Genomic DNA, 4,004 nt, shown 5'->3' on the forward strand with positions numbered 1-4,004 from the left:
GCGGCAGGCCGATCGCCGCCGGCCTCATCACGGTCGCCGCGGGCAAGGAGGGCTATCGCGCCGCTCAAACGACCGTGCAGGGTGCCGCCGGGGGCACCGCGGCCGTGCGGCTGATCCTGGCCGCCGAGGCCGCCCCCGCCACGACGTCACCGTCACCCAGCGCCGAGGCGAGCTCCCCCGCCGTGGCCGAGGAGCCCACGACGGAGGAGAGCCTCGCCGAGACAGCGCCGCCGGCCGCCACCGCGGCCTCCGGCGACGACGGCAACGGTCCACTGCTGTTCGCCGTCCTGGGCGGGCTGCTGATCGCGGCCGGCCTGGGCGCGCTCGCGCTGGTGCTGATCCGCCGCAGGAACAACCGGGACGACCTCGCAACGGCGCCGGTCGGTGCGGACGGCCACATGGCCACCGCCCCGACCGAGGTGCTGCCCACCGTGCCGTCGGCCGACGAGTACTACGACCCGTACGGCGTGCCGACGCAGGGCGGCAGCCAGCCGCACGGGTACGGCCAGGGCGCGTACGACAACGGCGGAACATACGGCCGGCCCGCCCGCTAGCCGTTGATCCACCCTGGCCGGATCCGGTGTCTGATCGAAGGTTAACGATCGATTCCATCCCAGCAGGTTCCCGGGCAGGAAGCGGTGGATTGCCCATCGTCGGAAAGGGCAGACTGAACGGCGCCGCCGGCCACCAAAGTCAACAAGCAGACCGCCGTCAGACAGAACTTGCGAAAGCGGGACATCAGAACCCCTCGGTCCGTAGTGGCCGCGACGCTTGCCGCGGTCGCCGCAAATCGTTGGCGGGTCCTACTTTCCGATGTCGATTTATCGTTGTCTACACTGAAGGACCGGCAGATGACCGGCAAGTTCCGCGCCTCCAGCAGAGGTGGTAACCCTGACGCAAGGCAGCGAATCCGAGCATCTGCCCCCGATCGCACGAGTGCTTCGAGCGCTCCGGCAGCAGGCTGGACTTACCCAGGAAGAACTGTGCCGCAGGAGCGGCGTGGCTGTGCGCACGGTCCGCAACATAGAGCGCGGCGATGTGGTTCATCCTCGCTCGGTGTCACTGAGGTTGATCGCCGAGGCCCTCGGTGTCGCCCCGCAGGAGCTCCTAGGCCCAGCGCTTTCGACCGCCTCGACCGGGATGACCGATAGCCCCGACACTCAACGGCGACCGCGGCAGCTGCCGGCAACACCGGCAGACTTCACGGGCCGCCAAGAGGTGCTGAACGCCGCACACGAATTGCTGACCGATCTGGACGTAACGACCGTGCCGGGGTCCCTCTCGGTCTTGAACATCTGTGGCCGACCGGGCGTCGGGAAGACCACGCTTGCCGTCGTCCTTGGGCATCTGGTCCGGGAAAGGTTCGACGCCGGCCAGCTTTTCGTCGCCATGGACGGCGCGACGCGGGCCCCACGGTCGCCGCTGGCCATGCTCGAAGAGCTGCTCATGTCGCTTGGTGTCGAGGGTAAAGCCCTGCCGAGCACGATCAGCGGACGAGCGGCGCTCTTCCGGGAGAAATCAGCCGACAGGAATCTGCTGTTCGTCCTGGACGACGCCGGCGACGAGCAGCAGACACTGCCTCTTCTCCCAGTGCATCCTTCCGTCGTCGTGGTCACCAGCCGACGTCCATTGGCCGGGCTTGCCGGTGTTCGAATCATTGATCTGGACGTCATGCCGGAGCACGAGGCGGCGGAGTTGGTGACCAGGGTCTCGGGACGGGACCGGTCAGTGGTGGACCGAGATGATCTGATGAGGATCGCCCGCGCTTGCGCCGGGCTGCCGCTGGCTCTCCGCATTGCCGGGGCGCGGCTGGCTTCGCGTCCGAGTCTTCCCGTCGCTGCGCTGGCGGCCGATCTCGACGATGAACGCCGTCGGTTGGACACACTTCGCTTCGCCGACCTGGAGGTACGTTCGACCCTGGCTCTGGCCTGCGCGGCGCTCACGGATGAACAACGTCTTGCCTTTGCACTCCTCGGCCGCCTCAACAGTCGGTCGGTGACGGCCTGGAACGCTGCGTTCCTCCTCGGTGTCGAGCACAAGCAGGCCCTGCAGATGCTCGAAGCGTTGGTCGATGCGCGCCTGGTGGACATGGGTCCGGTTGATGCATTCGGCGAGCCTCGCTATCGCCTGCACGACCTCCTGCGCTTGTTCGCCCGTGAGATGCCGGTGGACGAGAACCGGTGGAGAGCCGCATTGCTGCGCCTCATCGGCAGCTGGCTCACACTCACTGAAATCGCAGATGCCGCCTTGCCGGTCACCTCGGACATTGTCACTCTCGGATCCACCCTCCGATTCCCGATCCCGGCTGCTCTGGAGCAACGGGTCAGGTCGGAACCCCTCACTTGGTTCGCGTCCGAGGAGGACAGCCTGGTCGCAGCAGTCGACCAACTCGTGACCGAGGGCCACCCGGAACCGGCCTGGGAGCTCACCAGCAGCATTCGGACATACGTCATGCTGCAAAGCCATTGGGATGTGTGGGAGCGAACGCACCGGGTGACGCTCGAGAGCTGCCTCGGCTCGGGCGACCATCGAGGTGCGGCGTCGATGTACTTCGGTCTCGGGAAGTTGCGTATCGATGTGCACGGGGCTGTTCAGAAGGAGCCGGAAGAGCTGCTGACCGCCATCCGTCTCTACGCTCAGATGGGTGATGCGACGGGTGAGGCACGCGCATTGCACGAGCTCGCGCACTGGACGTCACTGGTCGGAAATCTCGATGAGGGCGAGCGGCATTGTCGGCGCGCACTGGCTCTCGCCGAGGCCTGCGGGAGCACCGAGGTGCTGGCCGACGTCCTTTATCTGGCCGGCCGGATCCAGAATTGGCTCAAACGCCCAGAATCGGCCGTGGCCATGCTGGAACGCGCTCTGACGCTGTCCCGTCGCCTGGCAAAACCCCGCAACGAGGCTCAGGTTCTGTGGCAGCTGGCATCGGTCTATTCACAGTCGCTCGACTGGGACAGGGCCACTGCGTTGCTCACTTCCGCGCTTCTCCCCCTGCGTGCCATGAACGATCGAAAAGGGGAGATTCGCGTCTTGCTCGACTTGGCCAAGGTTAAAATCGCGGTCGCTTCTTACGCCCCTGCGACGGAGTACATCGAACGTTGTCTGGACCTGTGCGAGCAGATCGGCGAGAAGAGTTTGATGGCGGAAGCCTACGTCGTGCTCGGGCACCTTCGCGACGAGGCCGGCGACGGTGACGCCGCTCGAGCCGCGCTCGAGACATCCTCTCGTCTCTGGCGCGATTTGGGCGATGACGTCCGCGTTGCCGAAGTCGCGGGAATGATCCGCACCGCAACCGTCGTCGACTGATCCGAAAGAGATCGAACGAACGGGGTGTCAGGGGTGGTCAGTTATCAGCGTCAGGAGAATGACCGGCCGCCCGTGCGCGACGGTGCGCTCCACATCAACGCCGTGTACGTCGATGAGGTTGTTCTCATCTTGGTAGACGACTACGGTCAGACCAGTGCTGGGTCCTGAATAGATTGCCTCGGATTTCCTTTTCCAATTTTGTGGAAGGGGATGGGTGCGGCGCGTATGCGCGGCTTCGTGAAGTTGCCTCATAGCGTGTTCATTGAGACGGAGAGCGTCGGCCAAACGGTTGATCGAGTCCCGACGAGGACAAGTCACTTGGCCCAGTTCAGCATTCCGCACAGCTCGAACGCTGAGCCCGGCCATGTCAGCTAACTCTTCTTGAGTGAGGTGCTGATTGAGTCGATGGTGGCGTAACAGCTCGGCGAACGACGTCGCCTCGCCATGCGCAGATTCGAGTGATGTCATCGTCTGATCCTTCACTGCACGCTGGATGCGCTGACGAATTGTTTTGATCGTGGCCGGTTCACATCTTCGATACTATTGAGCATTCCCCGAGCCTGCCCGGCAACTGACCCGGCAACATGACGGCAATGCGGCGGCAGCTACACACCATCTACTGAGCATCGACCTACTCAGCATCGACCTACTCAACACCGGCCTATTCACCACCGACGGACGGCAGCCCGGTCCGGCCC

Annotated in this window: 2 protein-coding genes and 1 pseudogene; 2 read left to right on the top strand and 1 reads right to left on the bottom strand. The window is 64.9% G+C overall.

Features of this window, described 5'->3' with window-relative positions:
- Together AB0M20_RS30760 and AB0M20_RS30765 are read left to right on the top strand one after the other, a co-directional pair.
- Positions 1-554 (top strand): annotated as a pseudogene (locus AB0M20_RS30760) (hypothetical protein); the annotation flags it as partial.
- 382 nt (positions 555-936) lie between these two features.
- Positions 937-3,306 (top strand): tetratricopeptide repeat protein, encoded by a 2,370-nt coding sequence (locus AB0M20_RS30765; protein ID WP_364303830.1) that lies wholly within the window; start codon positions 937-939, stop codon positions 3,304-3,306.
- 27 nt (positions 3,307-3,333) lie between these two features.
- Here the strand turns inward: AB0M20_RS30765 and AB0M20_RS30770 are convergent, their stop codons facing one another.
- Positions 3,334-3,774 (bottom strand): helix-turn-helix transcriptional regulator, encoded by a 441-nt coding sequence (locus AB0M20_RS30770; RefSeq protein WP_364303829.1) that lies wholly within the window; start codon positions 3,772-3,774, stop codon positions 3,334-3,336.
- Between the last annotated feature and the right edge of the window lie 230 nt (positions 3,775-4,004).

Origin of the sequence: Actinoplanes sp. NPDC051633 (genome assembly GCF_040681735.1) — a bacterium.
Lineage (GTDB): Bacteria > Actinomycetota > Actinomycetes > Mycobacteriales > Micromonosporaceae > Actinoplanes.

What these genes read in the sequence shown, in the direction of transcription:
- AB0M20_RS30770 (WP_364303829.1), bottom strand. Translation starts at nt 3,774, where the DNA reads ATGACATCACTCGAATCTGCGCATGGCGAGGCGACGTCGTTCGCCGAG.